The 25832-nt window shown below is 49.1% G+C and carries 29 protein-coding genes; 17 read left to right on the forward strand and 12 right to left on the reverse strand.

What is annotated here, in order from left to right:
• The first annotated feature begins 8 nt into the window (after positions 1 to 8).
• Positions 9 to 449 carry a D-aminoacyl-tRNA deacylase gene (gene dtd, locus FTU50_RS08955; RefSeq protein ID WP_180046852.1) on the forward strand — a complete coding sequence of 147 codons (441 nt, stop codon included), beginning with the start codon at positions 9 to 11 and terminating at the stop codon, positions 447 to 449.
• A 69-nt stretch (positions 450 to 518) separates the two neighbouring features.
• Here dtd and FTU50_RS08960 read toward each other — a convergent pair whose 3' ends face one another.
• The 3 genes from FTU50_RS08960 to serB all read right to left on the reverse strand — a co-directional run bounded on the left by FTU50_RS08960 (position 519) and on the right by serB (position 3116).
• Positions 519 to 1004, reverse strand: a complete 486-nt coding sequence (locus FTU50_RS08960; protein WP_016658700.1) for a hypothetical protein — start codon at positions 1002 to 1004, stop codon at positions 519 to 521.
• Positions 1005 to 1158: 154 nt separating this feature from the next.
• Entirely contained in the window at positions 1159 to 1494 is a 336-nt protein-coding gene (gene aciT, locus FTU50_RS08965; RefSeq protein WP_005180916.1) for a ciprofloxacin tolerance protein AciT, read from the reverse strand.
• Between the two features lie 401 nt (positions 1495 to 1895).
• Complete coding sequence (gene serB / locus FTU50_RS08970) at positions 1896 to 3116, reverse strand: phosphoserine phosphatase SerB (RefSeq protein WP_005180917.1); 1221 nt, start codon at positions 3114 to 3116, stop codon at positions 1896 to 1898.
• A gap of 77 nt (positions 3117 to 3193) precedes the next feature.
• On the opposite strand from serB, the gene FTU50_RS08975 reads away from it, so the two are divergent.
• A complete protein-coding gene (locus FTU50_RS08975) occupies positions 3194 to 4447 on the forward strand; it encodes a hypothetical protein (protein WP_168398334.1) in 1254 nt (417 codons plus the stop codon).
• A 63-nt stretch (positions 4448 to 4510) separates the two neighbouring features.
• On the opposite strand, the gene ppk1 is transcribed toward FTU50_RS08975, so the two are convergent.
• The 4 genes from ppk1 to mhpT form a co-directional block, all read right to left on the reverse strand.
• Complete coding sequence (gene ppk1, locus FTU50_RS08980) at positions 4511 to 6574, reverse strand: polyphosphate kinase 1 (protein ID WP_075175034.1); 2064 nt, start codon at positions 6572 to 6574, stop codon at positions 4511 to 4513.
• A 237-nt stretch (positions 6575 to 6811) separates the two neighbouring features.
• The gene (locus FTU50_RS08985) at positions 6812 to 7741 is read right to left on the reverse strand and encodes a bile acid:sodium symporter family protein (RefSeq protein ID WP_163145362.1); all 930 of its coding nucleotides are present in this window, start codon (positions 7739 to 7741) and stop codon (positions 6812 to 6814) included.
• Positions 7742 to 7778: 37 nt separating this feature from the next.
• A complete protein-coding gene (gene pncA / locus FTU50_RS08990) occupies positions 7779 to 8435 on the reverse strand; it encodes a bifunctional nicotinamidase/pyrazinamidase (RefSeq protein WP_163140786.1) in 657 nt (218 codons plus the stop codon).
• Between the two features lie 145 nt (positions 8436 to 8580).
• The gene (gene mhpT, locus FTU50_RS08995) at positions 8581 to 9789 is read right to left on the reverse strand and encodes a 3-(3-hydroxy-phenyl)propionate transporter MhpT (protein WP_180046851.1); all 1209 of its coding nucleotides are present in this window, start codon (positions 9787 to 9789) and stop codon (positions 8581 to 8583) included.
• A gap of 726 nt (positions 9790 to 10515) precedes the next feature.
• Here mhpT and dapA point away from each other — a divergent pair.
• The 3 genes from dapA to purC are packed head-to-tail and all read left to right on the forward strand — an operon-like array spanning position 10516 to position 12787.
• Positions 10516 to 11412: a 4-hydroxy-tetrahydrodipicolinate synthase gene (gene dapA, locus FTU50_RS09000; protein ID WP_005180931.1), complete on the forward strand. Its 897-nt coding sequence runs from the start codon at positions 10516 to 10518 to the stop codon at positions 11410 to 11412.
• Positions 11413 to 11427: 15 nt separating this feature from the next.
• On the forward strand, positions 11428 to 12030 hold the full coding sequence (locus FTU50_RS09005; protein WP_005180933.1) for a hypothetical protein: 603 nt from the start codon (positions 11428 to 11430) through the stop codon (positions 12028 to 12030).
• 37 nt (positions 12031 to 12067) lie between these two features.
• Entirely contained in the window at positions 12068 to 12787 is a 720-nt protein-coding gene (purC, locus tag FTU50_RS09010) for a phosphoribosylaminoimidazolesuccinocarboxamide synthase (protein ID WP_005180935.1), read from the forward strand.
• A gap of 268 nt (positions 12788 to 13055) precedes the next feature.
• On the opposite strand, the gene FTU50_RS09015 is transcribed toward purC, so the two are convergent.
• Complete coding sequence (locus FTU50_RS09015) at positions 13056 to 14330, reverse strand: replication-associated recombination protein A (protein ID WP_104484357.1); 1275 nt, start codon at positions 14328 to 14330, stop codon at positions 13056 to 13058.
• 174 nt (positions 14331 to 14504) lie between these two features.
• The gene (locus FTU50_RS09020) at positions 14505 to 14957 is read right to left on the reverse strand and encodes a YcgN family cysteine cluster protein (RefSeq protein ID WP_016658695.1); all 453 of its coding nucleotides are present in this window, start codon (positions 14955 to 14957) and stop codon (positions 14505 to 14507) included.
• 191 nt (positions 14958 to 15148) lie between these two features.
• Here FTU50_RS09020 and FTU50_RS09025 point away from each other — a divergent pair, with 191 nt between their 5' ends.
• The 10 genes from FTU50_RS09025 (at position 15149) to FTU50_RS09070 (ending at position 22005) form a co-directional block, all read left to right on the forward strand.
• Complete coding sequence (locus tag FTU50_RS09025; RefSeq protein ID WP_005006601.1) at positions 15149 to 15307, forward strand: DUF1328 domain-containing protein; 159 nt, start codon at positions 15149 to 15151, stop codon at positions 15305 to 15307.
• Between the two features lie 217 nt (positions 15308 to 15524).
• The gene (locus tag FTU50_RS09030) at positions 15525 to 16262 is read left to right on the forward strand and encodes a dienelactone hydrolase family protein (protein WP_180062688.1); all 738 of its coding nucleotides are present in this window, start codon (positions 15525 to 15527) and stop codon (positions 16260 to 16262) included.
• A 60-nt stretch (positions 16263 to 16322) separates the two neighbouring features.
• Complete coding sequence (locus FTU50_RS09035; RefSeq protein ID WP_005180943.1) at positions 16323 to 16688, forward strand: HIT family protein; 366 nt, start codon at positions 16323 to 16325, stop codon at positions 16686 to 16688.
• 111 nt (positions 16689 to 16799) lie between these two features.
• A complete protein-coding gene (mutY, locus tag FTU50_RS09040; protein ID WP_180046849.1) occupies positions 16800 to 17834 on the forward strand; it encodes an A/G-specific adenine glycosylase in 1035 nt (344 codons plus the stop codon).
• A 57-nt stretch (positions 17835 to 17891) separates the two neighbouring features.
• Positions 17892 to 18431, forward strand: a complete 540-nt coding sequence (locus tag FTU50_RS09045) for a M23 family metallopeptidase (protein ID WP_104513161.1) — start codon at positions 17892 to 17894, stop codon at positions 18429 to 18431.
• A 19-nt stretch (positions 18432 to 18450) separates the two neighbouring features.
• Positions 18451 to 18696: a hypothetical protein gene (locus FTU50_RS09050; protein WP_005180946.1), complete on the forward strand. Its 246-nt coding sequence runs from the start codon at positions 18451 to 18453 to the stop codon at positions 18694 to 18696.
• A 21-nt stretch (positions 18697 to 18717) separates the two neighbouring features.
• The gene (locus tag FTU50_RS09055) at positions 18718 to 19305 is read left to right on the forward strand and encodes a DNA-3-methyladenine glycosylase I (RefSeq protein WP_104484361.1); all 588 of its coding nucleotides are present in this window, start codon (positions 18718 to 18720) and stop codon (positions 19303 to 19305) included.
• Positions 19302 to 20324 carry an NAD(P)-dependent alcohol dehydrogenase gene (locus FTU50_RS09060; RefSeq protein WP_180046847.1) on the forward strand — a complete coding sequence of 341 codons (1023 nt, stop codon included), beginning with the start codon at positions 19302 to 19304 and terminating at the stop codon, positions 20322 to 20324. The genes FTU50_RS09055 and FTU50_RS09060 overlap by 4 nt, the downstream gene beginning before the upstream one ends.
• 236 nt (positions 20325 to 20560) lie before the next feature.
• Positions 20561 to 21265, forward strand: coding sequence for an FKBP-type peptidyl-prolyl cis-trans isomerase (locus FTU50_RS09065; RefSeq protein WP_005180950.1), 705 nt, complete (start codon positions 20561 to 20563; stop codon positions 21263 to 21265).
• A gap of 47 nt (positions 21266 to 21312) precedes the next feature.
• Positions 21313 to 22005, forward strand: a complete 693-nt coding sequence (locus tag FTU50_RS09070) for an FKBP-type peptidyl-prolyl cis-trans isomerase (protein WP_104472308.1) — start codon at positions 21313 to 21315, stop codon at positions 22003 to 22005.
• Between the two features lie 126 nt (positions 22006 to 22131).
• Here the strand turns inward: FTU50_RS09070 and murJ are convergent, their stop codons facing one another.
• Together murJ and ampD are read right to left on the reverse strand one after the other, a co-directional pair.
• Positions 22132 to 23673, reverse strand: a complete 1542-nt coding sequence (gene murJ, locus FTU50_RS09075) for a murein biosynthesis integral membrane protein MurJ (RefSeq protein ID WP_218949096.1) — start codon at positions 23671 to 23673, stop codon at positions 22132 to 22134.
• Between the two features lie 43 nt (positions 23674 to 23716).
• A complete protein-coding gene (gene ampD / locus FTU50_RS09080; RefSeq protein WP_016658689.1) occupies positions 23717 to 24331 on the reverse strand; it encodes a 1,6-anhydro-N-acetylmuramyl-L-alanine amidase AmpD in 615 nt (204 codons plus the stop codon).
• 164 nt (positions 24332 to 24495) lie between these two features.
• Here ampD and nadC point away from each other — a divergent pair, with 164 nt between their 5' ends.
• Positions 24496 to 25341: a carboxylating nicotinate-nucleotide diphosphorylase gene (gene nadC, locus FTU50_RS09085; protein WP_016658688.1), complete on the forward strand. Its 846-nt coding sequence runs from the start codon at positions 24496 to 24498 to the stop codon at positions 25339 to 25341.
• Between the two features lie 89 nt (positions 25342 to 25430).
• Here nadC and FTU50_RS15570 read toward each other — a convergent pair whose 3' ends face one another.
• Entirely contained in the window at positions 25431 to 25562 is a 132-nt protein-coding gene (locus FTU50_RS15570) for a hypothetical protein (RefSeq protein WP_005180959.1), read from the reverse strand.
• Between the two features lie 88 nt (positions 25563 to 25650).
• Between FTU50_RS15570 and FTU50_RS15365 the strand changes: the two genes are divergently transcribed.
• Positions 25651 to 25832, forward strand: a 182-nt coding sequence (locus FTU50_RS15365) for a hypothetical protein (RefSeq protein WP_218951740.1), incomplete at its 3' end; no start/stop codon positions are given.

Here is a 25832-nt window from a genome sequence, read left to right on the forward strand (position 1 = left end):
AGTCAAATATGCGCGCATTATTACAGCGAGTGCTAGAAGCCAAAGTCGTTGTTGAGGGTGAAACAACCGGAGAAATTCAGCACGGTATTCTGGTTTTTTTAGGTTTGGGCAAAGACGATAATCTGGACAAAGGCAAAAAGCTGATTGATAAAATCCTGAAATATCGCTTTTTTGATGATGAACAGGGCAAGATGGGCTGGAATGTCAGCCAGGCCGGCGGCGGTATTTTACTGGTATCGCAGTTTACCCTGATGGCCCAGACCCAGAAAGGTTTACGCCCTGACTTTGGCCCGGCGATGCCCCCCGCGCAAGCCAAAGAACTGTATGATCAGCTGGTGGACTATGCCAAAAGCCAGTTTGCACAGGTAGAAACCGGTATTTTTGCCGCCGATATGAAAGTGCATCTGGTCAATGACGGGCCGGTGACCTTTCAGCTGGAAATTGAATAAGCCAATGCTTGGTGCATAAAAAAGGTCTTCCACTGGAAGACCTTTTTCTTGGGCGTTTCGACGCAGCAATCAGATTGATTTACCAGTTTTCTGCTTAATAAACTGACGCGCCATTTTAATTTTTTCTTTGACCGGTTTCGGCAGCTTTGGTGGTACCAGTTTCGCCACCTGGTTAAACCAGACCAGCAGACCAAAATCACCTTCCATTTTAATGGTGCCATTTTGCATGCCGGTCATAAAGGCAGTCGGATCGCCTTTCATCAGGGTTTTCACGCCCTGCTCGCTGTCGGCGAACTGCAAAATAAAATCGGCTTTTTCAGCATCACCCGACACGGTATCAATGTCGCCATTATTGACAATAATCTGGCGGGCAAAACCGGTATCGGTACCAATCTGGATGCGGAACTGACGCTCATGAACCAACTCAATAAATTTAGGGCTGGTACGGGCTAGCTGCTTCATACGCAAAGCCAAACCTGTCACGAGCAAATCAAGCGGATCCGTGCTGACATCAACCAGAGGAAGTTTCACGACAGGAATTGAGGAAAGTTTCATGACGTCCGAGCCTATTGTAATTGTTGGGTTAGATTGCTTTTCATCCTACCATAAACAGCTGATTTTTCAGCAAGGCTTTGTATAACAATCATTATCGAAAGTAAAAAAAAATGTACATGACTGTACATTTTTTGGACGTCTTATCTGTATAGACTTAACGGCTGGAATACTGCTGCTGGTCATCTTCATACACTGGGGTATGTTCGATATAACGTCTTTTGGCCAATGCACGCTCTGCACGACGGTCTTCGCGTAGCAGAAGCAATGTCACAACAATCATCGCCAGGGTTAATGCAGACAGATAGCTGTAGGTCACAGGCAGTTCAAAAACAGTTTGTACGCTAAAACGGACCGTTTCCAAAATGCCCCAGAATGCCATACCGGCCAACATGAAGCTTAACCAACGACGATAAGGCGAAAAGAAAACAGCAATCAAAGCAGCCGCTACCAAGCTCAAGCCGACTATAGTTGCTAAATTCGCTGTTAACATAAAAACCTCCGTCCAAAAATGGATGTGGATCTTGTCGAGTCCCCATGCCATCTTCAATACTTGTAAATGAATGGCAAGGCCAATTTCAAATCTATGGAAGCATTATGAGTAGTTTTCTGGATAAAAAAAGACTTAAATTTTGACCACGCGACACACATTGTCGCAATATTATATTGTCATTACACTTTTTTAATTTTAAAGATTTCTGAAGATAAGGCTACTCCTTCTTTCGCGTGTCATTACAAAAAAACAACCTGCAAAACTGCCCTGAAAAATATTTTTTTCGATGTTTTTAAAGCAGATTTCGATTCAGTCAAAAAATGAACATTTGCCCTTGTTCACTGATTTTGCATAAAAAAAGCGCAGCCCTTATGCTGCGCTTGATTCAACCTGTGATGTGCTTAAGCCCGGTTCAGGTCTTTATCATGGACACCTAATAGATACAAAACACCATCCAAGCCAACGCTGGAAATCGCCTGATTGGCATTTTCACGTACCAGCGGTTTGGCACGGAAAGCAACCCCCAGACCGGCAATGGATAGCATTGGCAGGTCATTGGCACCATCACCTACCGCAATGGCCTGCTCCAGAGAAATACCCATTTTCTCGGCCAGTTCACGCAATAGCAGAGCTTTACGCGCACCATCCACAATATGGCCTTTCACTTCCCCGGTTACCACGCCATGCTCGACATCCAGAATATTGGCATGTACTTCATCAATCCCCAGCTTGTCCTGCAGATATTCGGCAAAGTACTGGAATCCACCCGATAGAATCGCAGTGCGATAGCCCAGGGCTTTTAAGGTCGAAATCAGACGCTCGGCGCCTTCAGTCACGGTTAAACGCTCGGCGATTTTTGGCAGAACCGACGCATCCAGACCTTTTAGCAAGGCCACACGGGCACGGAAACTTTGCTGAAAATCCAGCTCGCCCTGCATGGCGCGCTCGGTAATTTCAGCCACTTGTGCACCGACACCGGCTTCAATCGCCAGTTCGTCAATCACTTCCTGCTCAATTAAGGTTGAGTCCATGTCAAAGCAGACCAAACGACGGTTACGGCGATAAGCATTGTCTTCCTGTACCGCGACATCGACGCTTAGCGCGTTGGACAGGCTTAAACAGGCGGCACGCATGGCTGCGGCATCGAGCATCTGACCGCTTAAACCAAACTGCACACAGGCACGTTTTGGCCCCTGGCTGGAACCATCTGCTGCCGGACGGCCAGACAGACGGGTCACGGTCTCAATATTGAAACCCTGGCTGGATACAATTTGTGTTACTGCCTGCAGATGAGAGGCATTGAGTTCTGGCGCCAAAGCCGTCACGATGTAACGGGTACGGCCACCTTCATTGACCCATTGTTCATACTCTGTTGCAGAGATCGGTTTAAAGCGCACAGTTAAGCCAATATCATGTGCTAAAATCAGGATCTCTTTCATGGCTAATGCGGTAGCCGTCTGGTCATCTGATGAGACGACAATACCTAAAGTCAACTGGTTATGAATGACCGCCTGACCGACATCTAAGATTTGTAAGGAATGAGCGGACAGAACCTGCATTAATCGAGTAAACTGATTCGGTTGGTCAGGTCCTAAAAATGATATAAGAATGATTTCTCGCATGAATTGACTCGGGTCTGAGCTACAACTATTGTTAGAATCATAATCGAAATTAAGTAGAATTACTTTGGAAGTTTACGTTGAATGCGCCTAGACAAGGGCTATTTGCTAGCCTACTGACCATAAGTTTTGCCTTGCATACCTTTTTACTGGTACTGGCAACGACTCACCAGCTCAATGAAAATCGGGCCAGTCAAGGCCAGCTGATCACCAGCCAGCTGGTCACAGACAGCCTGTCCGAGCTGGAACCGGCCAATACCGTTTCACTGGCGCTTCTGGCCGATCGTTATGCCACCAACCCGAGTATTGCCTCAATTCGCATTCTGAATACCAACAATCAGGTGCTGGCCACCGGTGGCCTGGCCAAAACCCGTCAGGGTGAAGTCTTTGTACGCGATGCGCTGCAAAACGAAAAGAAAGTCGGCACCATTGAAGTGACCCTGGTCAAACCAAGTATTGGCGAAATTCTGCGTACCCAGTGGATGGCGATTCTCAGTTCGCTGTTTATTCATGCCCTGCTGTGGCTGGCCTATCGTGCGATTGCCCGTCCAAGCCGTTCAGAATATCTGGCGCGTATCAACAATGAATCGCGTCTGAAACACGAAATCCAGAATCTGACCCAGGCACTGGAGCAGGAAAAACACAATACCGCATTGGCGATTGCACAGGCGCAGCAACAGGCCAAAGCCGCACCAAAACTGAAAGAAAACAAACCGGCCCCGGTTGATCAGCATACAATTTCGTTAAACATCCAGTTCTATGATCCGAAACAGTTGATGGATACGGTCAACAAAACCGTTTCGGTGCCGTATTTTAATCTATGCCAGATTTTCCTGAACAAGAGCATCGAGCTGTGTGTGCAGCACTATAAACTTAGCCAGCAGGATATCACCACGGTACAACCATTCCATGAAGATGGCGCCACCTTAAGCATGTCGGCCGATAAACCGAATGCGGCACCGTGTCTGGCGATGATTGGCACCGTGTTCCAGCTGCTGTCTGAAGTGCTGTATAAACGCTACCGTGAAGAAAAACGCTTTGTGCTGCAAACCCGCAGTGCACTGTCCAGCCCGGTCGATGCCATGCAGCTGTCTTCGGTGCAGGCGGCAGAACGCTTGGTCAGCCAGCTGTCAGCTAAGGAAAATGCGGTGCATTTACCGCATGAATTACTGAAAACTCTGTCCGATCATTATGAACTGGTCAGTATGCCAAACCCGACCAATGTGCTGACCCGGCATGCCTATATGGTCAATGGCCTGGACAGTGAAGCGGCCGAACTGGCCCAGCAGTTAAGAACTGAAATTTTACGTGGCAAGCACTCTAAAGCGTCTTAAGACGCAGCAGCCGCTGTCGTCTGATCAAAATCCTGACCCGTGTCAGGATTTTTTGATAGAGGCTTAGAGTTTGAGGAGCTTTTTTTGCAGTAAATAGGCCTGTGCACTGTGCAGGGGCTGTTCCGGTTCCGGCTGCACTTTCTGCCAGTGGCCATCGGACTGCAATTCCCAGGCATTCTGGTTGTCATTTAAATAGCTGCGTAAACCATCTTCGACAATACATTTCTTGATCTTGCTGTCCAGAATCGGGAAACAGGTTTCAACCCGTGAGAACAGGTTACGTCCCATCCAGTCAGCGCTGGCACAGAACAGTTTTTTCTCGCCGCCATGTTCAAAATAATAGACGCGGGTATGTTCCAGGAAACGACCAACAATCGAACGCACCCGGATATTGTCTGACATGCCCGGCACTTGGGGAATCAGGCAGCAAATCGAACGGATAATCAGATCAACCTGCACCCCGGCCTGCGAGGCACGGTATAGCGCCGCAATCAGTTGTGGCTCGGTCAGGGCATTGACTTTAATCATGATCTGCGCGGCTTTGCCGGCCTGGGCAAATTCAATTTCCTGTTCAATCAGTTTCAGCAGTTCAGTGTGCAGGGTGAACGGCGCATGCAGCAGGTTTTTCAGTTTGGCCATTTTGCCCATGCCGGTCAGTTCCTGGAACATGCGGTGCACATCTTCACAGATATCCGGCTGGGTGGTCATCAGGCCGTAGTCGGTGTACATGCGCGCATTGCCGGCATGGTAGTTACCGGTGCCCAAGTGCACATAACGCACCAGCTGGTCCTGCTCGCGGCGTACCACCAGAATCATTTTGGCATGGGTTTTATAGCCGACAATGCCATACACCACTACCGCACCGGCTTCCTGCAGCACGTTGGCAACCATGATATTGGATTCTTCGTCGAAGCGGGCACGCAGTTCAATGACCGCAGTGACTTCCTTGCCATTACGCGCCGCTTCAGCCAGTACCTGCACAATTTCCGAGTCCGGACCACTGCGATACAGGGTCTGTTTAATAGCCAGCACATGCGGATCTTTGGCCGCTTCTTTGAGTAGGCTGATCACCGGCTGAAAAGAATCAAACGGATGATGCAGCAATACATCCTGCTTCTTCAGCACCTCAAAAATCGGTTTCTGCTTGCGAAACACCGGCGGAATCACCGGGCTAAAAATTGGATATTTCAGTTCCGGACGGTCAAAACTGGTGGTGAGACGCGACAGGTTAATCGGGCCACTGGTCTGATACAGCTGCTGCTGATCCAGATCAAACTCATCTAGCAAGTAGTCAATAATACTCTGCGGGCAGTCATCTTCAATTTCCAGACGCACCGCGCGACCAAAACGGCGTGATGACAGCTCATCTTTTAAGGCCACCGCCAGATCATCGACATCTTCCGACAGAATCAGGTCGGCATTTCGGGTCACACGAAAAGCATAGCAGCCGGTGGCTTTCATGCCCGGGAACAGGTCATTGATATGCTGCTGGATAATTGCCGTCAGGAAAATCTGTTCCTCCCCTTCCCCGGCCACTTCAGGCGGCAAGGCAATTAAGCGCGGCAAGGAACGTGGGGCTGGCACAATCGCCATTTCAATTTCACGGCCAAAGGCATCCTTACCTTCCAGACTGACAATAAAGTTCAGGCTTTTATTGACCAGTCGCGGAAACGGATGTGATGGGTCCAGACTGATTGGGGTCAGTACCGGCTGGACCTGTTTGGCAAAATACTGGGCAATCCAGGGTTTATGCTTGTCCTGAATTTGCGGATATTGAATAAAACGAATCCCGGCCTGCTGCAACTGCGGCAGAATGTCCTGATTTAAGGTGCGATATTGCAGCTCGACCGCCGCATGAATTTCTTCAGATAACTGTGCCAGCACCAGTTCGGTCGGAATTGCATCCGGAGTGCGGGTCAGGGCATTTAAATCCAGCTGTTTCATTAAACCCGCCACGCGGATTTCAAAAAACTCATCCAGATTTCGGGAAAAAATAATCAGAAAGTTTAAGCGTTCCAGCAGCGGCAGACGCTCATCCAGCGCTTGGGCCAATACCCGTTGATGGAACTCGAATAATGCCAGTTCCCGATTGAAATAGGTCATGGATGAATGCTGAAAATCGCTCATATCTCACTCTATGCTGTCTTACAACAGTCTGTTTGTGCCGCCTCTGTGAGGGCATCTTAGAAATTGAATATGACAGTTGTGTTACAAAAATAACCAAATGATGAAAATTAGCCCAAATTTGTTCAAAATAAAAATCTGTTTTTTATCATTTTTTTGTTTTTTGTCTAAGTAAAAAGACAGCATATTCAATATGCTAAAGCCTCCTTGCCTTAATGACAGCCAGATGACAGCTGTCCTTTATTGGCGCTGCCGGCTGGCCCAATAGCTGGCCAGCGCCGGTCCGGAAATATTGTGCCATAAACTGAAGATGGCGCTCGGCACGGCAGTCACCGGTGACGCGGCAAAATGCACCGCCGCCAAGGCCACGCCCAAGCCAGAATTCTGCATTCCGACTTCAATCGACACCGCTTTGCTGTCGGCATAGGGTAATTTAAATAAACGCGCCGCCCAGAAACCGAGTAAATAGCCCAGGCCATTGTGCAGCATCACCACCGCTAAAATCAGCAAGCCGCTTTCCAGAATCTGTGCCCGGCTGCCGGCAATAATTGCCGCGACAATGGCAACAATCGCCACCACCGAAACCAGCGGCATCAGGGTAATGGAACGCTCCACCTGAGTTTTAAACAGCGTGCGCAGCAGCAGGCCCAGTACAATCGGGAACAGTACCACCTGTAAAATCGAGCTCAGCATGGACCAGGCATCAATTTCAATCCACTGGCTGGCCAGCACAAAGAAAATTGCCGGGGTCAGCAGCGGCGCCAGCAAGGTCGACACCGAAGTACAGGCCACCGACAAGGCGGTATTGCCTTTGGCCATATAGGTAATTACATTGGAAGCCGTACCACCCGGGCAGCAGCCAACCAGAATCACCCCAATGGCAATTTCCGCCGGTAACCGGAACAAGGCACATAACAGATAGGCCAACAGCGGCATCACCATAAACTGCGCGGCCACGCCAATCGCGACTGCTTTCGGGCTTTGCAGCACGCCTTTAAAATCCTGCAGTGACATGGTCATGCCCATACCAAACATGATGATGCCAAGCATCCAGGTGATATAGGCTTTTAACCAGACAAAAGCCTCTGGCTGATACATGGCAATCACGGCAAATAGCAGCACCCACAGGGCAAAAGTTTTCTGTACAAACTGGCTAAAACCTAACACCATAGACCTCGGCACGTTCTGAATGAATGATTCGGGCCAATCAGGCCAGGCTTGGCTGTGCAGCAGGCTGTAACAGGCCCAACACATCTTTGCTATAGACCCGTTTTACCCCATGCGCTAGCATCTCCTGCCAGGCATGTTGCAATGAACCTTTCAGGTCTATGCCTTTGCTGGCATCGGCAATGACAAAGGTATTAAAGCCCAGCTTGCAGGCATCTATGGCGGTCCAGGCCACGCAAAAATCGGTGGCAATGCCGGTAATAAACACCGTGTCGATACCACGCGCTTTTAAATAGCCAGCGAGACCGGTGGTGGTTTTCTGATCCGCTTCCATAAAGGCCGAATAGCTGTCAATTTGTGCATGAAAACCTTTACGGATAATCAGCTGCGCCTGCGGCAAGTCCAATGCCGGATGCAGTTCGGCATCGGCTGTGCCCTGGACGCAATGTGCCGGCCACAGCACCTGCTCGCCATATTCCAGCATCACCACTTCATACGGCTGTTTGCCCGGATGATTGTCGGCAAAAGAAATATGATTCTGCGGATGCCAGTCCTGGGTCAGGACAATATTGTCGAAGACCTGCCCCAGCTGGTTAATGATCGGAATAATCTGATCGGCATCAGCGACGGCCAAATTACCGCCCGGTGTAAATCCATTTTGTACATCTACTACGATCAATGCCGTCTGCGCTTGCATAACACCTATCCATGTTTCGCTTATTGTCAGCGTCCTAGCATATACCAAATGGATGGTTTTGTTGCAGCGGAATCATTGGACTGTACGGTGAAAACAAAACAGCCCGCATATGCGGGCTGTCTGAAGGGGTCGTTACAATGCGTGTTTAGTTTTGAATACGACGCACCAGCAGTAACATAAAGATGGCAGAGATCACGATACATGGAATCGCGGCAGAGATCACCCCTGCTGCACCAAAGCCAGCCGTTAACAGTGAACCGGCAATCGCAGGCCCAAGCATCGCACCAACACGGCCCACGGCAGACGCCACACCAATACCGGTACCACGCACTTCAGTTGGATACACAATACCACCGAAGGCATACAGTACACCCTGACAGCCAATGACGAATGCACCCACCAGCGCAGAGGCCAGATACATTTGAGTTAATGAACCTGCAGCGTTCAGTGCCAGCAGACCGGCCAGAATACCGCCATACATCAACAGAATGACATAGGCTTTTTTCCAGCGATCGGTCAGCATACCCAAAATAACGGTACCAATCGTCGCGCTGACCATAAAGTAGAACTGTGCAGTTGCGCCTTCTTTACGCGAGAAGCCCAGTTCCTGGAACAGCGACGGTAACCAGCTCAGCATGATGTACACCACCATCAGGGTGAAGAAATAGCTGACCCAGATGAACATGGTACGTAGCAGGTTGTTCGAGTTAAACAGATCTTTAAACGAACCTTGTGGCGTAGCTTCTGCTGTCGTATTCGCAGCCTGATCTTTGGCTTTTAAATATTCCTTTGATTCTGGCAATAACCACATCATCACTGGAATGACGATAATAGGTAATAAACCGCCTAGGTAGAAAATGTTTTTCCAGTTAGAACCGAAATCGGTACTGGCAATTAACGATAAAATCGCAGCACCGACTGGCATACCACAGTACATCAGACCCACGGCACGGCCACGGTTTTGTGGTGATACCGCTTCAGAGGCCAGCGTAATCAGAATTGGCATGGCTGCACCCAGACCGGCACCGGCCAGGAAACGCACCACCAGTAATGAGTTAAAGCTGTTGACCCATACGGTACATAAAGTAAAGACCGCAAATACGGCAGTCGACCAGATTAGCACCTGTTTACGGCCAATACGGTCTGCCACGCGTCCACCAACCAGTGCACCAGGCAATAAGCCCAGAATCCCTGCACTAAAAAACACCCCCAATTGCGAGCTATCGAGGCCAAAATGCTCACGGATACCAACTGCGGCAATACCTGCTGCCTGGATATCCAAGCCTTCAATGACCGCAATCAAGAAACAGATGGCTACTGTCACAATCGCATGTCGATTATCTGATCTTTCCATTGGAGAATCCTTGTTTCAATCAGTGTTTATAAAAGGTTAAGACCGCCATCATCTATGAGGATGTCCTTTGAATTAACTACCAATAAGTGGAATAAAGCGCTGGTCTGGCAAAAAATTAATAGACATTTCTTATTTTAAGACACGCAAACATATAGTTTTAGAAAGACTTAATTGAGGCATATCAATTTAAAAAAACAATAAAATTCATATAAATATCAACGGTTACAAATAAACAAACAGTCAAAATTATTATTTTTATTTAGATCTGAAAAAAATCATTCCGAGCTGGTTTAAGCAGGAAATGGCATTAAAAAAAAGGCTATTCAAATAATTTTCAGGTCTAGTTTAAGTGTTTTTTTATCTTAATTCCGACCCTTTTACCTGGTTTTCACAGCTTTTTACTGCTTTTTCCAGGCAAAATTGCTGTCCGGACAGCTTCTATAGACCTATGCTTACTCACCAGTTCATTCTAAAGTCGAAGATGAACCGGAACTGCTGTAAAAGCACCAACTTATGCCTTATACCGGACTGTTTTGAGCAGCGGATAAAGTTGATATTGGCTTTGACTTACGGATATTGTTCTGACACACTGAATCAGTCATAATTTGCATAAGCATTATTCAATCATGACTTATTGAATTCTGACTCAAATCAAAATACTGCAACCATCCACGTTTTCTGTTTCTACGAACTTTTGTGGATGGAAAAATAGGATATTTTTTCAAAATGACTCAGCAAGCACAGACCATTCAAGGCTCAATTGTCGCAATCGTCACCCCAATGTTAGAAGATGGCAGCGTAGATTGGAAAGGTCTCGAGAAGCTGGTTGAGTGGCACATAGAACAAGGCACGAACAGTATTGTGGCCGTGGGCACGACAGGTGAAGCCTCTACATTAAGCATGGCTGAACATACACGTGTGATTAAAGAAATCATTCGCGTGGCCAACAAACGTATCCCGGTGATTGCTGGTACTGGTGCAAACTCAACGCATGAAGCGATCGAACTGACCAGAGAAGCCAAAGAACTCGGCGCCGATGCCGCACTTCTCGTCACGCCATATTATAACAAGCCAACCCAGGAAGGGTTATATCAGCATTATAAGACTATTGCCGAAGCAGTGGATCTGCCACAAATCCTGTATAACGTTCCGGGCCGTACTGGCGTCGACATGTCCAACGAAACAGTGATTCGTCTGGCCGACATTCCACAAATTGTGGGCATTAAAGATGCCACTGGCGATGTACCACGTGGCCGTGAATTACTGGCCGGTCTGGCGGGTAAAGACATGACTGTCTATTCAGGTGATGATGCCACTGCCTATCAGTTAATGCTGGCTGGTGCCAAAGGCAATATCTCGGTTACGGCCAATGTGGCACCAAAAGTCATGAGCGAAGTTTGTGCCGCAGCCATTGCCGGCGACAATGACAGCGCTGAAGCACGTAACAATACAGTTGCAAATTTACACAATATTCTATTTTGTGAATCAAACCCAATTCCGGTGAAATGGGCACTTCATGAAATGGGCTTAATTGGTACCGGCATCCGCCTGCCATTAACGCCACTTGCAGAACAATATCGCGCACCGTTACGTGAAGCTTTACAGGCTTCGGGTGTCATTTAATAAGAGCACAATATTATGCAATTACGTTTTGGTTTAATCGCTGCACTTTCAGTGGTAAGTTTGGCAGGTTGTAGTTCTTTAGCCATCAGCAATGGCTCTCTGGATTATAAAGACACCACCACCCTTGCGCCCTTACAATATCCTGAAGGTGCTGTGGCCCGACCAGCAACGCCATTGTATCCTGCACCAACGGTTGACCCACTGGCCATTGAACATGCACCGAAGCTGGAAAACAGCCGTGGCAACCGTTTCGCACTTCCTCGTCCTCCAGCCGTAGAGCCGACTCAGGCCGCTGCTGTACAGGACAACACCGCGCCAGGTCGTCCACAACCGGTTGTAGATGGAAATCAAAATCCACTGCTCAAAATAGATGGAAATTCTGCTACAATTTGGCAGTATACGCTTGCCACACTCAGCAGCCTGAACCATAGCATTATTGGTCAGAGCAAAAACCGTTACGAAGTCACCATCTCGGTCGATCAACAGACCTACGTCTTAAGACTCACCTCTGTCGGTACAAGTAACAACCTGGCTGTGTTCAACGCCGACAACAGTTTTGCAGACAAAGAAAAAGCTGCAGACCTGTTGGCCCAGATTTACCAAAATTGGCCAGCCTAGACATTACTAGGCATTTTTTTCTGAAAAAGGTTCCCTCATGTTAAAACAAACCTTGCTCTATACTGGTAAAGCGAAATCTGTTTATACCACAGATAGTGAAGACCACCTGATTTTAGTCTTTCGTGACGATGCCTCTGCGTTCAATGGCGAAAAGATCGAACAACTAGATCGTAAAGGTAAGGTGAACAACCGTTTTAACGCCTTTATTATGGAAAAACTGGCTGAAGCCGGTATCGAAACGCATTTTGAAAAACTGCTGACCCCAAATGAAGTGCTGGTGAAAAAGCTGAGCATGATTCCGGTTGAATGCGTAATCCGTAACTATGCAGCTGGTTCTCTTTGCCGTCGCCTCGGTGTCGAAGAAGGCAAGGAACTGACCCCGCCAACATTTGAACTGTTCTTTAAAGATGATGCCTTAGGCGATCCAATGGTCAATGAATCTCAAGCAATTGCGCTGGGTTGGGCGACTGCTGAGCAGCTGGCACAAATGAAAGAACTGACTTACAAAGTTAACGATGTACTAAAAGCCCTGTTTGATGCCGGCAACATGATTCTGGTCGATTTCAAACTTGAATTTGGTGTGTTCCACGACCGTATCGTGCTGGGTGATGAATTCTCTCCAGACGGCTGCCGTCTATGGGACAAAGACACCAAGAAAAAACTCGACAAAGACCGTTTCCGTCAAGGTTTAGGCGGCGTGGTTGAAGCCTATGAAGAAGTTGCGGCACGTTTAGGCATCAACCTCGACAATATCTGATCATCTCCAAGATGAACGATAAAAAACCGGATCAGCTGATCCGGTTTTTTTATTGGCTGAGTTTTTTTATTTCAATCGAAAAAACAAATTCAACTTATAAAAATGATCGTTTTCACATCTTTTCCGTTTTGGCCTATGCTTAAGCACATAGGCAACACATAGTAAATTTTACAGTGGCTGCCGATCAGTTTCGTTAATCCTCGCGGATGTTCTCTCCCAATCTAACATCCAGTTTGGCCCAATTCATCCCTCTGAATTGGGCTTTTTTTTATTGCTGCTGTTGCTGCTGCATCCAGCGCCGCTGTTGTAAACGCTCGGCTTCGACTTCACGTTTATTGCGCGCCGATTCATACAGCTTGGTGCCTTTTAATTCTGGCGGCAGATAATCCTGCAGTACAAAATGCTCCGGGTAATTGTGCGGGTACAGATAATCCACCCCGTAGCCCTGCTCTTTCATCAGCTTGGTCGGTGCATTGCGCAAATGTAACGGTACCGGCAAATTGGCGGTTTTTTCCGCCAAGTCCAGCGCCTTGTTAATGGCCAGATAGGTACTGTTACTTTTGGCACTGGTGGCCAGATAGACTGCGCATTGGCCCAGAATAATCCGCGCTTCCGGCATACCAATCACCTGCACTGCGCGGAAACATTCACCGGCCAGCAACAAGGCATTCGGATTGGAATTGCCAATATCTTCCGAGGCAGCAATTAGCATACGCCGCGCAATAAACAGCGGGTCTTCTCCACCCTTGAGCATGCGCGCCATCCAGTACAAGGTTGCATCCGGGTCACTGCCACGAATCGACTTAATAAAGGCCGAGACCAGATCATAATGCTGCTCACCAGATTTGTCGTAACGGGCAATATTCTGCTGCGCCACTTTCACAACCAGGGCATTGTTAATGCTGTTTTCTGTGTCTGGCTCAAAGGTGCCGGCAATCAGTTCAAGTAAATTGAGTGCCTTACGTGCATCACCCGCCGCAAACTGCACCAGCGCTTCAAATTCCTCAATCTGGATATAACGTTCTTTTAAGAAGCTATCGCTTTGGACCGCCTGGGTCAGCAGCTGCTGGATGGCCTCGGCACTCAGTGCATTTAAGGTATAGACCTGGCAGCGCGACAGCAAGGCACTGTTTACCTCAAAAGACGGGTTTTCCGTGGTGGCACCAATCAGGGTAATTTTGCCCTTCTCGACCGCATTTAATAAGGCATCCTGCTGGGATTTATTAAAGCGGTGAATCTCGTCAATAAACACCACCGGCGTTAGTAAATCGCCGCCATCGGCAATCACTTCACGTAATTCCTTAACCCCGGTATTGAGCGCAGACAGACTGACAAAAGGACGATCAACCGCCTGCGCCAGCAACAAGGCAATGGTGGTTTTTCCAACGCCTGGTGGTCCCCAGAAAATAATTGAGGGCAAATGGCCCTGATCAATCATTTGGCGTAACGGGGCCTGCTCACCCAGAAGATGATCTTGACCGATAATCTGCGACAGATCGCGCGGGCGCAAACGTTCAGGAAGTGGAATATGGCTGTCTGACATAGAAGGTTTTCTGTACAAAGCTGCGGCTGAGTGTACTATGTTATGGCAAAATGCAGTATTTCAATAGCCGATTTTTTAGCGCTTGCTGCGGGAAACTCAGCCTGAGTGTCGGCAGTTGTTTTATCAGGTTTAAATCGCCAATTTTGCTCTTAAAGATATAGACGGCCTAAAAACTTAACGTACCCAGCGCACAATATAGTCTTCTATTTCTTCTTCATTGACTTCCGTTTCAGAAATACAGCGGCCAGCGGCCGATTTTTTGGCGCGAATCACGCTCTGACGTGAACCGGTATTTAAATAATGCCAGGACGGCAGGTTTTTACCTTCTTTTAAACGGCGATAGGCACAGCTTGGCGGTAGCCAGTGAATACTGTCCAGCTTTTCCGGCGTCAGCTGAATACAGTCCGGCACCTGTTGCTGCCGGTTCGGATAGTCCGAACAGCGGGCAGTCGTACAATCCAGCAGCTTGCAGGCCACTTTGGTGTAAGCGACTTCATGACTGTCTTCATCTTCCAGTTTAACCAGGCAACATAAGCCGCAGCCATCACACAGCGCTTCCCATTCTGCCTGGGTTAAGGCTGTTAACGGATAATTTTTCCAGAATTGGGGACGAAGCTGATCAGACATGATGCACAACACTACAAAATAACCGGTCTATTATAACAGTCTTCTACAAAAGCATGTGCTATGTCATAGATACAATAGAATCATAGACTTAAATAAATAGTTGAACACTTAATAAACAAAAGCAAAACAATCAAATCAGCGACTTGCCCCTATACTTGATCAAGAAGTATAAAAACACATGGAGAAAAATTATGTTTCGTTGGGCCATTATCTTCGCTGTAATCGCACTTATTGCCAGTCTACTCGGTTTCGGTGGTGTCGCTGGTTTATCTAAAGATTTCGCGGTCATTCTACTGGTTATTGCTGTTATTCTGGCAATTGTCGGTTTCCTGTCCCGCGGCAAGGTATAGTTTCTTATACCCTGACCCTCACAAAAAAGAAGGATGCAAATCCTTCTTTTTTTATGCCTGTGTTTAGACCGACAGCAGATACAGACAGATTATTCTTTGAAAAATAACTTAAAAATATTTTCTCACATTTGTTTAGGCCCATTGAAATGTTTTTCAAACCGCTGTCTCATTTTTATGTTTTAATCGAATTATTTCAAAAAACACAAGGATTGGACGCATGACTTTAGCAATCAAAACTCGCGAAATTCAGTATACGGCGGCAGATGGTAGCCAGTTGGTTGGTTATTTTGCTGCACCCGAAACCGATGCACCAGTCGCGGGTGTGATTGTGGCACCGGAATGGTGGGGCCGAAATGAATATATTGAACAGCGTACCCGCGAACTGGCAGAACATGGTTATGCCGCCCTGGCCATTGATATGTATGGCGACAAGAAAAATACCACCACGGCTGCCCAGGCCAATGAGTGGATGAGCCAGACCTTTGAAGACCCGAATACAATTGTGACTCGTGCGTCTGCGGCTTTGGACACTTTAGCTGCCCAACCGGAAGTAAATCAGGCTAAACTGGCAGCCATTGGCTTCTGTTATGGCGGCAAAGTGGTGCTGGGTTTGGCCCGTTCAGGCGCCAACCTGCAAGCCGTTGCGACTTTCCATGCCATTCTGGCGGCCAGAGAACCGGCGCAGGAAGGCAAGGTACAGGCAGAAATTCTGGTGCTGCATGGTGAACTGGACAGCATGGTAACGCTGGATGATGTGGCCAGCTTCCGTGAAGAAATGCACGCCGCCCAGGTAGAACATGACGTGATTGTGTTTGAAGATGCCAAGCACGGCTTTAGTAACCCGCTGGCCGATGAACGTGCCAAAGCCAATGGCGTCGACCTCGGCTATAGCCCGGTAGCAGAACAGCAAAGCCTGGATGCCATGTACCAATTATTACAACGCCGTTTGGCCTGATTCTGGCATGAGGCCATATATATTGAAAAAGATTAATGAATTTGAATAGAGGATAGAAGAATGACCGAACAAGACTGCCCATATTGCAACTTTGATGAATATGATGTCATTGCCAAAAATGATTATGGCGTGATTCTACCCGAACCGAACGCATTGTCTAAAGGCCACTGTGTCATTATCCCTCTACGTCATGTCAGTTCTTTTTTTGATGTTACCGACAAAGAACGTAAAAGCCTGATGTCGCTGCTGGAACTGGCGCGGAATGAATTACAGCTGCGCCATCAACCGGCGGGCTTTCATGTCGGCTTTAACGATGGCGATGTGTTTGGCAGCCCATCGCAGCATTTGCATATCCATATTATTCCACGCTATGAAGGTCAAATCCTCAAGCTGGACCAACGCTGGGGGATGAGCGGCAGCATCTAAGCCTTACCGCTACCAAAACAGAAGGTGATGCCGCGGCATCACCTTTTTTATTGCCTGCTGCATCGGCAAGATTTGGGTATACTAGGCGACTGCTTAACAGTTCCGGTTCTCATGTCTGCCTTTTCTTTTTCCCATGCCCTGCTTTCCTGGTTTGATGTACACGGTCGCCATGACCTGCCCTGGCAGGTGGCCGATGACCCGTATAAAGTCTGGGTATCGGAAATCATGCTGCAGCAGACCCAGGTCAAAACCGTGCTGCAATATTTCGAGCGTTTTATTCAGCGTTTTCCCGATGTGGAAAGCTTAGGCCAAGCCTCCTGGGAGGAAGTGGCGCCGTACTGGGCCGGACTCGGTTACTATGCCCGGGCACGCAATCTGCATAAAGCGGCTGGCATAGTGGCCCAGCAAGGACATTTCCCGGAAAATCTGGAACAGTGGATGGCCCTGCCCGGCATTGGCCGCTCGACCGCAGGCGCACTGATGTCTTTGGGTCTCAGACAATACGGCGTAATTATGGATGGCAACGTCAAACGGGTGCTGGCGCGGTTTTTTGCCATTGAAGATGATCTGTCCAAACCGGTACATGAACGGGCCTTGTGGCAGCTGGCAGAACAGCTGTGTCCGACCGAGCGTAATCATGACTACACCCAGGCGATTATGGACCTCGGTGCCACCATCTGTACCCCGAAAAAACCCTTATGTCTGTACTGCCCGATGCAGCAGCACTGCAAGGCCCACCAGCAGGGCCTAGAAGCCGAATTACCATTTAAAAAACCGAAAAAAGCCGTACCCGTAAGACAGACCCAGGTGTTGCTCTTACACAGTGATGGCCAGTGGCTGTGGCAGCAGCGGCCGAATAGCGGCCTCTGGGGCGGATTATGGTGCCTGCCGATTATTGATGATCCAGCGCAGTTTCAGGCGCTCTGTCAGCGTCTGGGTCTGAAACAGCGACAACAGCAGCTGCAGATTTCACACAGCTTTACCCACTTTACCTGGCTGCTGGATGCCAGTGTAATTCCGGTCGAGCCGGACCAGCAGGAACATCTGGCGATTGAGCTGGACGCCGAATGGATGACGCCGGCACAGGCCACTGCACGTGGACTGCCGACCGCCATGAAAAAATTGATCTCGGCCGCCGATTTATGACATAGTCAAAGACTGGAATTCGAATACCATCGACATAATAATCATCAGGGAGATGCTGTGCTTCGCTCGATTTCACTCTGCTGTGTTTTCTTCAGTCTGATTCTGCTAGCGGCCTGTACCTCGGCACCGAAAAAATCTGCTGCACCCCTACCGCCGGCCATGGTTAAAAAACTGCAGCACATGCCGCTGAAAACCCGCTTGCCAGTGCCGGTACAGGGCGTCAAACGTCAACACTTGCAAGATACCTGGGGTGCGTCACGCAGTCGCGGTCGCCTACATGAAGGCATTGATATTCTAGCGCCACGCGGCAGCAAGGTGTACAGCGCCACCGAAGGCCTCATTGCCGACTTACGCAATAACAATTTGGGTGGTAAAGTGGTATGGATTCTGGGACCGGGCGGCAGCTGGCATTATTATGCCCATCTGGACCGGCATAAACGTGGCCTGAAGGTCGGAGATTATGTCAAGAAAGGCGATCTCATTGGCTATGTCGGCAATAGCGGCAACGCCCGCCATACCGCGCCGCATCTGCATTATGGCCTGTATTTAAATGGCAAAGGTCGCGGTGCAGTCAATCCCTATCCCTATTTACGTTAGTTTGCTTTAGGAAGTGTACATGTCAGAAGCATTGATCAATCGACTGGTCGAATTTGCCGAATCCGGGAATCAACAGAAAATTATGTTGAACGGCCAGAGTCATCAGGGCTGGATCATGGAAATTACTGAAGATGCACTTCTGATCAGCACCGGCTATGCCGATAAATCCGGCAAGGATGTCTGGATTGCCTTTGCCGATCTGCCTCAGGCGGAATTGTCTTACTGGGATAACCGTCAGGATCAATGGGTTCATTTCCAGCTTTAAACCCGTACAGGAGCATCATCTATGGATCGAACACGCTGCGGCTGGTGCTCCGAAGATCCGCTCTATATCGCCTACCACGACCAGGAATGGGGCCGCCCGCTTCACGATGAAGCGCAGCTGTTTGAAATGCTATGTCTGGAAGGCCAGCAGGCCGGTCTGGCCTGGATTACCGTGCTCAAAAAACGCGAATGTTACCGTCAGCATTTTTTTCAATATTCCATTGCCGATATTGCCGCGTTGTCTGATCAGGCCTTGCAGGACAAATTACAGGATCGCGGATTAATCCGGCATCCGGCCAAACTCGCAGCCATCCGCACCAATGCTCAGGCCTGGCTCCAGCTGCAGCAGCAAGGTATCAATCTGGTCGACTGGCTGTGGCAATTTGTCGATCATCAGCCCGAGCAGCATGCCGTACCCGATTATCGCAGCGCACCGACCTATACTGCAGCCAGTGTGGCGCTGTCTAAAGCTTTAAAAAAGCAGGGCTTTCAATTTGTTGGCCCCACCATCTGTTATGCCTTTATGCAGGCCGTCGGCATGGTCAACGACCATGAAGATCACTGCGCCTTTAAATCCCTTCCCCCTTTAGCCGAGGAGCACTCATCATGAGCAACACTACCATCCGTGCCTATGCCGCCATGCAACCCGGCGAAGCACTGGTGCCATATCAGTTTGATGCTGGCGAACTGTTGCCGCATCAGGTCGAAGTTCAGGTGGAATATTGTGGCCTGTGCCATTCCGATTTGTCGGTGATTAACAATGACTGGCGCTCTTCGGTCTATCCGGTGGTGGCCGGGCATGAAATTATTGGCACCATTGTCCAGTTAGGAAGTGAAGCCAAAGGATTATCTGTGGGCCAGCGTGTCGGCATTGGCTGGACGGCAGAAAGCTGCCAGCACTGCGATCCATGCCTGTCCGGCCGGCAGGTGCAATGTACCGGCGATAGTGTCGCCACCATTGTCGGACATGCCGGCGGTTTTGCCGATAAGGTCCGCGCCGGCTGGCAATGGGTCATTCCCTTACCGGCTGATCTGGATGCGGAAAGTGCCGGCCCGCTGCTCTGTGGCGGTATTACCGTATTTGATCCGATCATTAAGCACCAGATTCAGGCGGTGCATCATGTCGGGGTGATTGGAATTGGCGGCCTTGGGCATATTGCCATTAAACTGCTCAAAGCTTGGGGCTGTGAAATTACGGCCTTCAGTTCCAACCTGGAGAAAACCGCAGAGTTAAAAGCCATGGGCGCCGATCATGTGGTGAATAGCCGTGACAGCGCTGCCCTGAAAGCCCAGCGCGGCAAGTTTGACCTGATTTTAAGTACGGTGAATGTCAGCCTGGACTGGCCGGTATATCTGTCTGCCCTGGCACCAAATGGTACGCTGCATATGCTGGGCCTGACCTTAGAGCCGTTACAGGTCTCGGCTGGTGCGTTAATTGGTGGTGGCAAAGCGGTGACAGGTTCATCGACCGGTTCACCATCGACCTTGCGCCAGTTACTGAAATTTGCCGCCCGCAAACAGCTGGCGCCGCAGGTTGAAGTATTCCCGATGTCGCAGATTAACGAGGCAATTGAACATTTACATGCTGGCCGGGCGCGTTACCGGGTGGTGCTGAAAGCAGATTTTTAATCTGCTTTGAAGCCAAATCTATAATAGATACAATTACTCACGAATAAATTGGGCCACCTCTGCGGCTGGCCCCGATTGTATAAAAAATGTGTTAGATATTCAGTCTGTTATGGCATATGCTTAACGATGCGCATATATTAATTAGCCAAACCGAATGATTGATGTCAGCGGTTTGATTCAAAAAGTCTGCTAACATGAAAGCAGCTTTGACACGATAAAATGATTTGAGAAAACCTATGAGTAAAGCCTTACCCATTGCTGTTGCTGTAATTTTAGGCGGTGCTGCACTTGTTCCTGTTTATTATGCAACTCAACACCCTGCCACTGTATCCTCAAAAGCATCTGCAAATGCGTCTGCGGTTGAAAAAATCAGCTATGCATTAGGCTATGAAGTTGCCCATCAAACTCCACCAGAGCTGGACATTAACAGCTTTGTGACTGGTGTCCGTGAAGGTCATGCGCGTCAGCAGCCAGCCTATACTGAAGAAGAATTACAAAAGGCCTATGAACAGTTCCAGCAGGAACTGCAACAAAAACAGGCTGATCAGGCCCAGCAGGCACAAACGGCCAGCGATGCCTTCCTGACTGAAAATGCCAAACAGGCAGGGGTACAAACCACCGCGTCAGGTCTGCAATATAAAATTACCCAGCAAGGCAATGGCAAACAGCCAACGGCCAGCTCTGTGGTAAAAGTACACTACACTGGTAAACTGGTCGATGGCAAAGTATTTGACAGCTCGGTTGAGCGTGGTGAACCAATCGAGTTCCCGTTAAACCAGGTGATTCCAGGCTGGACCGAAGGTCTGCAACTGATGAAAGAAGGCTCGAAAGCCACGCTGTATATCCCGTCACAACTGGGTTATGGCGAACAGGGCGTGCCGGGCATGATTCCACCAAACAGCACCTTGATCTTTGATGTTGAGCTGATTGAAGTAAAATAAAAAACAAGGAGAGCCTGGCTCTCCTTCGTTGTTTAGGGACGCATAATATGAAAAAAACGATCACCCTGCTCGGCCTCGCCCTGTGTAGCGCGGCCACACTGGCTCAACCGGTGACCACCAAAAGCTCCACTGAACAGCAGGTGGGCTACAGCTTTGGTTATTTAATGGGGCGCAGCAATGTCGACACCTTAAAAGGTATGGATCTGGATGCCTTTGTGGCGGGTTTAAAAGCCGCCTCACTGGGCCAGCAAGCCAGCCTGAGCGATGAAGACATGGCCCGTATTCTGACCCAGTTCAAAAAGCAGGCCGAAGCCAAACAGCTGATTGAGCTGAAACAGCGCGCTGAAGCCAATGACATGATTGGCAAGGCCTTTCTGGCAGAAAACTCGCGTAAGGATGGGGTGAAAGTCACTTCATCGGGGCTGCAATATCTGGTCTTGCAATCCGGTTCCGGAAAAAAACCGAAGGCCAGCTCCAAAGTACGCGTGCATTATGAAGGCCGCCTGATTGATGGCACTGTATTTGACAGCTCGATGGCGCGTCAGCAACCGGCTGAATTTCAGGTCACACAAGTCATTCAGGGCTGGACCGAAGGGCTGCAACTGATGCGTGAAGGAGCCAAATACCGCTTCTTTATTCCGGCGAATCTGGGCTATGGCCAGATTGGTTCTGGCGATGCGATTGAACCGAACAGCACCCTGATTTTTGATGTCGAACTGCTGGAAGTGATCAATAAATAAAGACGCTTGCGCTGCTCGTGCAGCAGCATCGTGCAATAAAAGCCTATAAAAAAACCCTTTGAGCTGTTGAGTCTCAAAGGGTTTTTTTATAGGAGCTGAACATCTTTCGTGTTCAGCTCTACCGGATTAAGGTTTTAAATGACGCGGTCTGAAACCGGTGGCCAGCAGACCAAGAGCATACGCTGCCACACCCACCACACACAGCAGCAAAACTTCCAGCACGCGCATCCACTGCGATACATCACCGTTATACCAGCTCAAAGCGTACCACAAGGCAGCCACCATCACCGCATTGGCCGTGCCAAACTGGAACAGCAGTTTTTTCCAGTGCCCGCCAAAACGGAAAATATCGCGTTTATGCAAATAGAAATACAGCATACCGGCATTGACCAGCGCGGAACCTGAAGATGCCAGTGCCAGCGCCATGTGCTCGGCTTCCCAGTCAATCAGTTTAAACAGCCCAATAAACACCACGTTTAAAATGGCATTGGCTGCCACCGCCATTAAACCGACCCGAACCGGGGTGCGGGTATCCTGCTGGGCATAAAAGCCCGGAGCAAAGACTTTAATCAGCATAAAGGCGATGACCCCGGCACTCATACATTGCAGGGCCAAGGCCGTCATCTGGGTATCTTCCCAGGTGAACTGGCCGCGCTGGAACAGGGCCTGAATAATTGGGGTCGACAGCATAAACAGTGCAATACTGGCAGGCACACCAGCCAGCACAATAATTTTCGCCGCCCAGTCCATCATGCCACGGAATTTTTCCTGATTCTGCTCGGCATGGCGCGCCGACAAGGATGGTAAAATCACCGTACCAATTGCCACCCCAATCAGGCCCAGCGGCAACTCGGTCATCCGTTCGGCACTGTACAGCCACGATACCGAACCATCCTGCATAAATGACGCCCAGATGGTGTTCAGCAACAGGTTAATCTGGGTCACCGATACCCCAAACAGGGCCGGCAGCATCAGCTTCATGATGCGCTCAACGCCTTCATGCTTGAAGTCGATTTTTGGCGGAATCAGCAGCTTTTTACGCCATAATTCCGGAATCTGGATCGCCAGCTGCAAGGCTCCGGCAATAATCACCGCCCAGCCCAAGGCCATAATCGGCTCGGCCATATACGGCGTTAGCCACAGGGCTCCGGCAATCATGGCCAGATTTAGTAGCACCGGTGCAAAGGCCGGCGTGGTAAAGGAGCCATAACTGTTTAAGATGCTGCTGGCAAAAGCGGTCAGCGACATAAACAGCAAATAGGGAATGGTCAGGCGGAACATGTCCGTGGCCAGCGCAAATTTTTCCGGATCGCTATGGAAACCTGGTGCGTAAACGTACATCACCGCCGGCGCTGCCACCATGGCAGCCAGCGTCAGCAGGCTCATCACCGAGGCCAGACAGCCAAACACCCGGCTAATCAGAATCTGCACTTCGGCATGGGTGCGGCTGGTTTTATATTCGGTCAGAACCGGAATAAAGGCCTGGGAAAATGCCCCTTCAGCAAACAGTCGCCTGAAAAAGTTCGGGATACGAAAGGCCACCACAAAGGTATCGAAATCCTTTCCCGCACCAAACACATTTAATAACACAATATCCCGCACCAGTCCCAACACCCGGGACAGCATGGTCATCGTACTGACAATAAAGGTCGATCGCCAAAGCGCCATCGGAACCACCCAAATAAAAATTTAGCCGCTATTGTAAAGAAACCTAAGCACAAGTTTCGTTATGAATTGATGAAGATGCTGCTTCTATCCTGCTGTTGCAGTCACGCAGTAAAGACCGGAACCGGCTCCAGTCAAAATAAGGTCCCGGATCGGTCTTGCGCCCCGGGGCAATATCGGAATGTCCAGCCAGATGACGCTGGATTTTCGGATAGGCCTGCTGCAAGGCCGACACCACTTCCGCCAGTACCTGATACTGGATCGCTTCAAAGGGCAGATCATCACTGCCTTCCAGTTCAATACCAATGGAATAATCATTACATTCCGGCTTGGCCAGATAACTGGAACGTCCGGCATGCCAGGCGCGGTCATTGAAATTGACACATTGCAGCACTTCGCCGCTACGCAAAATCAGCAGATGCGCCGAGACCTGCATCCCTTCAATGGTCTGAAAGTAAGGATGCGCCGACCAGTCCAGCCGGTTTTGAAAAAACTGTTCGATATAACCGCCGCCAAACTGTGATGGCGGCAAACTGATATTGTGAATCACCACCAGCTGAATTTCGGTCTGCTGCGGACGCTGGTTAAAATTCGGTGAAGGCACCTGCCGCGCACCTTTTAACTGTCCCTGGATGACCTGAAAAGAAGCCGCCTGCTGCATAGAATGATCCTGATATTTTTTTCAGTATAAAAATTTAGCCCATCCTAAAACTTTCAGCTGAAAATCTCAAATCAGACAAAAAAGCCGCGAAAAAGCGCATCGGGCCAGCCGAACAGTGCTAATATATCGCGCAATTTTCATGGGTAAAGAGATAAGGACAGGCAATGAGCATACCACAATCTTTATTGGAGCAATCTATCCAGATCAATATTCAGCAGGCCCTGCAGGAAGATATTGGCGAGGCAGATATTACCGCTTTACTTACCCCGGAAGATGAACAGGCCACCGCCACCATTATCAGCCGTGAAGACATGGTGCTGGCCGGTCAGCCTTGGGTGAATGCCTTAATCCAGCAGTACGATCCAAGCGTTCAGATTGAATGGCTGAAACAGGATGGTGATCGCGTGGCAGCCAATGAAGCCTTTTTAAAGCTGGCCGGTTCTGCGCGCAGTTTATTGACCGTAGAGCGCCCTGCCCTTAACTTTGTCCAGACCTTATCGGCCGTGGCCACCAAAACTGCCGAATATGTGAAACAGCTCGATGGCCTGCACACCAAACTGCTGGATACGCGTAAAACCTTGCCGGGTCTGCGTATTGCACAAAAATATGCGGTCACTGTAGGCGGCGGCCAAAACCATCGTCTGGGGCTGTTTGATGCCTTCCTGATTAAAGAAAACCATATTATGGCCGCTGGCGGTATTGCCCAGGCCATTGCCAAAGCCCATCAAATTGCACCAGGCAAACCGGTGGAAGTTGAAGTTGAAACCTGGGATGAGCTGAATCAGGCTCTGGACGCTCAGGCCGATATCGTGATGCTGGATAACTTTAGCCAGCAACAGATGATTGATGCAGTCAAGCATGTTGCCGGTCGCTGCAAACTGGAAGCATCGGGCAATATCACCATTGCCAACCTGCGTGAAGTGGCCAGCACTGGTGTCGATTATATTTCTATGGGCGCTCTGACCAAAGATGTCAAAGCGGTCGATTTATCCATGCGTTTTAATGCTTAATCGCAATTCGATATTTGTCGATAACGAAAAAAGGTGCCTCATGAGGCACCTTTTTTATTCATTTAGGGTGAGTCGATGGCCGCAAGACTTTAATCATCTGCACGGCCGTCGCCATCACGGTCCTGATTCAGCATGGTGCCATCACCATCACGGTCATTGGCCGTATCACACGCGCTTAAACCAAAGGCGCCCATCGCCAGTAAGATCATCAAGTATTTCATGGTACATCCCTCTTTTTTGCTGTTTTAAAAAAATCACTGCGAGTTTTAGTAAGCCATGAAGCTCGGTTTCAGCATGTTGGTTTTTGTTATGAAGATGAATCTGCGCACAGCCGCTGGTTACGTTTGCTTCAATCACAAAAAAACGCATCCGGAGATCATTGCTGTCCCACAATTTTTCACAAGAGGAAGCTCATTTGAGCTTCCTCTTGTTTTATGGGTATTTTATCGGGTGAAAATAAAGCTTTTAAAGTTCTTCTTTCAAACAAATTC

This window comes from Acinetobacter sp. YH12112, from assembly GCF_013418945.1.
In the GTDB taxonomy this organism is placed as follows: Bacteria; Pseudomonadota; Gammaproteobacteria; order Pseudomonadales; family Moraxellaceae; genus Acinetobacter; species Acinetobacter indicus.